This window comes from Pseudomonas sp. BF-RE-25 (genome assembly GCF_019956105.1).
Classification (GTDB): Bacteria; Pseudomonadota; Gammaproteobacteria; order Pseudomonadales; family Pseudomonadaceae; genus Aquipseudomonas; species Aquipseudomonas migulae.
The window spans coordinates 1-5526 of record NZ_JAHBDB010000091.1; the positions used below are offsets into that span (position 1 = coordinate 1).

A 5526-nucleotide genomic window follows, 5' to 3' on the forward strand; every position below is an offset into this window, starting at 1 on the left:
TAAGAGACAGAGCCTGCTCGCGATGGTGTGTCAGCTAAGAAAGTGTCGGCTGACACACCATCGCGAGCAGGCTCGCTCCTACAAGGGATTTCAGTCGGGTTGGGCGATCTGGAAACTTGCCCCTGATGTCGGCTCCCGCCGAATCATCCGCTTCATCTTCCACTCGAACGCCAGCGTCAGGCTCACCGCCGCGCATGCCAGGCCCAGCGCCAAGCCCCACCAGACACCCGTCGGCCCCCAGTGCAAATGGAACGCCATCCACCACGCGGCGGGCGCGCCAATCAGCCAGTAGCAACCCAACCCGACCAGGAACGTGGTCTTGGCGTCCTTGAGTCCGCGAATGCAGCCCATGGCGATGGTTTGCGTACCGTCGAACAGCTCGAACCAAGCCGCCACCGCCAGCAGGCTCACCGCCAGGTTGATGACGTCGCGGAACGCGGGGTCGTTGTGATCGAGAAACAGGCCGATCAACTGATTCGGCAACAGCCAGAAGACCATCGCGAAACCGAGCATCGCCGCTGCGCCAAAGGCGATCCCGACCCGCCCGGCAAGCCGCGCGTCCAGCAACTGCCCGGCGCCGTAATGCTGGCCGATGCGCATGGTGATCGCATAGGAAAGCCCCGCCGGAATCATGAACGCCACCGAGACGATCTGCAGCGCGATCTGATGCGCGCCCAGTTGCGTACTGCCCATGGTGCCCATGCACAGCGCGGCGAAGGCAAACAGCCCGACTTCCACTGCGTAGGTGCCGCCAATCGGCAGACCCAGGCGCCACAACTCCTTCAGGTACTGCCGGTTTGGCCGCGACAAGCCCTGGCGCAATGGATAGGCGTCGTACGCCGGGTGCCGCCGAATGTGCAGCGCCAATGCCACGGCCATCAGGTTGGCGACAATCGCCGTGACCAGACCGATACCCACCAGGCCCATTTTCGGCAGGCCGAACATCCCGGTGATCAACGCATAATTGAGCACGAAGTTGGCCACCGTGCCGCCGAGGCTGATGACCATCACCGGCGTCGCCCGGCCAATCGCGCTGGTGAAACCGCGCAGGGCCATGAAGCTCAGGTAGCCGGGCAAGGCGAACGGCAAAATCAACAGGAACTGCCCGGCTGACTGGACGTTGGTTTCGGTCTGGCCAAACATCAGCAACACCGGTTTGAGGTTCCACAGCAGCAACCCGGCGACCAAAGCCATCAACCACGCCAGCCACAACCCGGCCTGGGTCAACCGCGCCGCGCCAACGATATCGCCCGCGCCCTGACGGATTGCCACCAACGTGCCGACCGCCGCAATCACGCCGATGCAAAAGATCGACACAAACGAATAGGTCGCCGCGCCGAGTCCGCCGCCGGCCAATGCCTCGGGGCTCAGGCGCGCCATCATCAAGGTGTCGGTGAGGACCATCAGCATGTGCGCCAACTGCGAGGCAATCAACGGCCCCGCCAGCCGCAGGATGGCCCAGAGTTCAATACGTGCTGGATGCTGCATGGTCATCACGCCCGATTATCAAAGAGAACAGGAAAGCGTCGATTCTCGGCGCTCTGCGGGGTTTGCACAAAGGGATAAAAAGGATGGATGGCATGATTAAAACTCATCCTGGGGAGTTTCTGATAAGTTGACGAAACTGCGCTATAGGAGCTTTCCGTATGTCCCGTCGTCTTCCTCCCCTTTATGCCCTTCGCGCATTTGAAGCGGCGGCGCGGCATAGCTCGTTTACCCGTGCCGCTGAAGAGTTGTCGATTACGCAGAGTGCGGTCAGTCGGCATATTCGTACGCTTGAAGAGCATTTTGCCTGTCGGCTGTTTCATCGCAGCGGGCGCAATTTGCAACTGACCGAGTCGGCGCGGCTGATCCTGCCGGGCATTCGCGAAGGCTTCACCGCCCTTGAGCGGGCCTGCAATACCTTGCGCGCTGAAGATGACATCCTGCGCATGAAAGCGCCGTCGACCCTGACCATGCGCTGGTTGTTGGCGCGGCTCAGCCGTTTCCGCCATCTGCAACCGGGCAACGAAGTGCAACTGACCAGCGCCTGGATGGACGTCGATTCAGTGGACTTCAACCATGAGCCGTTCGACTGCGCCGTGATCCTCAGCAATGGGCATTTTCCGCCGGACTGGGAGGCGAGTCTCCTGTTCCCGGAGGAGCTGATTCCGGTCGGTGCGCCGAATCTTCTGAAGGACCAACCGTGGGACGTCGCGCGTCTGGCCCATGCCGAACTGCTGCACCCGACGCCGGACCGGCGTGACTGGCGCAACTGGCTGGAGCGCATGGGGCTGACGGATCAGGTGTCGCTCAAGGGCGGGCAGGTGTTCGATACGCTGGAGCTGGGAATGATCGCCGCCGCCCGGGGTTATGGCGTGTCGATGGGCGATCTGTTGATGGTGGCCGAAGATGTGGCGCAGGGCCGTCTGAGTTTGCCGTGGCCGACCGCCGTCGCCAGTGGTGAGAATTATTACCTCGTCTGGCCGAAAACCCGCCCGGGAGGTGAACGTTTGCGCCGCCTCAGTGATTTCCTGCAAGGCGAAGTCCGGGCGATGAAATTGCCGGACGTCGAACACTTGTGCTGAATCGATAGAGCCCTTGAAATAGCGGCCTTGAGCCATATCCCGGCTATTTACTCAAGTATTCAGGTTTGCCGCCGAAAATCTGCAGATGGAACCTTCGTGCAGGTTCGACGTAATTCCCCATTATTAGAAATTATGCTGAGTAGCCGATCAAGGAGGATCAGATCGCTCGGCCAGGAGCTGTCATGTCTCAACCTCGTGCTCGGATTGCCTCACAGCTTGGCCTTGCGCTCGCCATTATCCTGGCGATTGTCATCAGCGGCAGTACCCTGTTTGCCCTGCGTTCACTGGACACGGCCAACCTCGCCACCCGCGAAGAGCACCTGGCCAGTGAGGCGCGGTTACTGGCCGACCAGTTGAGTACGTTTCACGGCACGTTGCGTGAAAGTACCCTGCGCCTTGCGGGGTTGTTCGAAAAGCGTTTCAGTGGCGGGCTGAGCGTGCACCCGGATGCGCCGGTGAACGTGGCGGGCACCCAGACTCCGGGCCTGCAACTGGGCGGCGAAGTGCTCAATAACAACTTCAAGGAAGTGGACGAGTTCAAGCAGATGACCGCCGGCGTGGCCACGGTGTTCGTGCGCAGCGGCGAGGACTTCATTCGGGTCAGCACCAACGTCACCAAACAGGATGGCAGTCGTGCCATTGGCACTGTTCTCGATCATGCGAACCCGGCTTACGCCCGTTTGATGGCGGGGCAGAGTTTCGTCGGACGGTCTTTGCTTTTTGAACGCTACTACATGTCGCAGTACACCCCGGTACGCGACAGCGGCGGCAAGGTCATTGCCGTGCTGTATGTCGGTTTCGACTACACCGACGCGCAGAAAGCCCAGTTCGAAAACCTCAAACGATTCCGCATCGGCAAGACCGGTTCCCTGGCGTTGCTCGACGAGCAGAACAAATGGCTGGTACCGATCGCCGGCGTGGAAGCGCTGGATAAAGCCGTTCCAGCCATCACCGCCCTGGCGAAAACCCCGAGCGAGGGCGGTTTCTGGAGCGACACGTCCGAAGACTTCTACAGTGTTTCCGTGCCGTTCCAGGACGGCCCGTGGTCGGTCGTGGCGAGCATGCCGCAAGACGAAATCAGCGCGGTGACCTGGAGCGTCGGCATTCAATTGGCGATTGGCAGCTTGCTGGCGATGTTGATCGCTGTGGGCTCCGCCGTCTGGTTGCTGCGCAGCAAACTCGCGCCGCTGGGCGATCTGGTGCAGCAGGCCGAAGCCTTGGGCGCCGGTGATCTGAGCGTGCGCCTGAACGTGTCGAGCAACGACGAAATCGGTCAGCTGGCCCGTGCCTTCAATCAGATGAGCCAAGCGCTGTCGACGATGGTCGAGCACATCCGCCGGGCCTCGCAAGAGGTCAACAGCCGTGCCCAGGCCTTGTCCGGTTTGTCTGGCGGTGCCTATGAAGGCATGGAGCAGCAGTCCGGCGAAATCACCAGCATGGCTGGTGCCGTGGAAGAATTCAGCGCCACCTCGTTGAACATTGCCGACAACATGGGCAGCACTCAGCGTCTGGCGCAGGAAAACGCACAGCAAACCCAGATCGGTCGTACATCGATGGGTGAGGCGTCCTCGTCCCTGGAGCAAATTGCTGGCGCGCTTAACAGCACCGCCACGGTGATCAACACCCTGGGCCAGCGTTCTCAGGAAATCGGTGGCATTGTCGGGGTGATCACCTCGATTGCCGAGCAAACCAACTTGCTGGCGCTCAACGCGGCCATCGAAGCGGCGCGTGCCGGTGAGCAGGGCCGTGGTTTTGCGGTGGTGGCCGATGAAGTGCGCAACCTGGCTTCACGCACTCGCCAGGCCACCGACGAAATTTCCGGGATGATTCAGAGCATCCAGCAGGAAACCGGCAATGCCATCAGCACCATGGAACAGGGCAAAGTCTTGATGCAGGAAGGCTTGTCGCGTAACGCCAACGTCGCCTCGGCACTGGCGCGGATCGATGAGCAAAGCCGTTCCGCCGGTGAACAGTTCGCCGCGATCACCACCGCGACCCAAGAGCAGAGCAGCACCGCGACCCTGCTCAGCAGCAACCTGCAAAGCATTGCGCTGGCGAACAGCGAGCAGCGGGAAGTGGTGTCGAACCTGGCGGTGACCGCCAAAGAGCTGGAGAGCCTGGCGGCGGAGTTGCGCCAAGAGGTTGACCGGTTTCGTTGAGTCGCCTTTGAAATCGCCTTCGCGGGCAAGCCTCGCTCCTACAGGTTCAGCGTTGACCCCTGTAGGAGCGAGGCTTGCCCGCGAAGGCTGCACCGCAATATTCAGATCTGCCGATCAATCACACTTGGCGTTGCTCGACACTTCCTTGGTTGCGAGTTTCAACTGCTTGGCCAGTTCTGCCGCGTTGGTGCTGTTGTAAACCCGGCCACCGGTGTTTTCAGCAATGCAGCGTGACGGGCCACCGGCACCGATTTTCACCACGTTGACCCGCAGGCGTGGTTGTTCCCTGGCGATTTGGCGGGACACCGCGCAAGCGTCTTTCTGGCAACCGTCCTCACCGTCGACGAACATCACGATCACGGCATCGTTATTGCGCCCGTCGACGGTGCTTGCCGCGTAAGCCAGGCTGTCGGCCAGCGGTGTGCCGTCGTTGGGAACCAGCCCTCGAATCCCGTTGATCAGCCGTGGCCGGTCGCCAAACTTGAACACGCCCTGGTCCGGTGTGCGTTCGCAGCCGGCGAAGGTAATGAGGCGCGTGTCGATTTTCGGGTCCAGCCCGTTGATCATGCCGGCCAGCGAGTCCTTGGCGACGTCCATGCGGCTGGGTTTGGCGAAGATCTGCATGGTGCGGTTCGGGTCCAGATACTTGTTCATCTCATTGCCGAAGAACCAGTCCTCATCGGCTTTTACCGACCTGATGTTCAAATCCATTGAACCCGAGGTGTCGAGCACCACCACGAATTGCGGGATCTCCGCGTTTGGCGCTTTTTTGCGGCACGCGAAGTTGTCCAGCGTCGGTG

At 61.1% G+C, this 5526-nt stretch carries 4 protein-coding genes; 2 read left to right on the forward strand and 2 right to left on the reverse strand.

Translation table 11 applies throughout. The features are described from left to right. Positions 1-90: 90 nt before the first annotated feature. Positions 91-1488, reverse strand: coding sequence for a NorM family multidrug efflux MATE transporter (locus KGB24_RS28455; RefSeq protein ID WP_223413892.1), 1398 nt, complete (start codon positions 1486-1488; stop codon positions 91-93). 158 nt (positions 1489-1646) lie between these two features. Here KGB24_RS28455 and KGB24_RS28460 point away from each other — a divergent pair, with 158 nt between their 5' ends. Together KGB24_RS28460 and KGB24_RS28465 are read left to right on the forward strand one after the other, a co-directional pair. Further along, positions 1647-2567, forward strand: coding sequence for a LysR substrate-binding domain-containing protein (locus tag KGB24_RS28460; protein WP_008030538.1), 921 nt, complete (start codon positions 1647-1649; stop codon positions 2565-2567). A 182-nt stretch (positions 2568-2749) separates the two neighbouring features. Further along, a complete protein-coding gene (locus KGB24_RS28465) occupies positions 2750-4726 on the forward strand; it encodes a methyl-accepting chemotaxis protein (RefSeq protein ID WP_223413893.1) in 1977 nt (658 codons plus the stop codon). Positions 4727-4840: 114 nt separating this feature from the next. Here the strand turns inward: KGB24_RS28465 and KGB24_RS28470 are convergent. Next, positions 4841-5526 (reverse strand): vWA domain-containing protein (locus tag KGB24_RS28470; protein ID WP_223474898.1); only part of this gene is annotated, 686 nt, incomplete at its 5' end.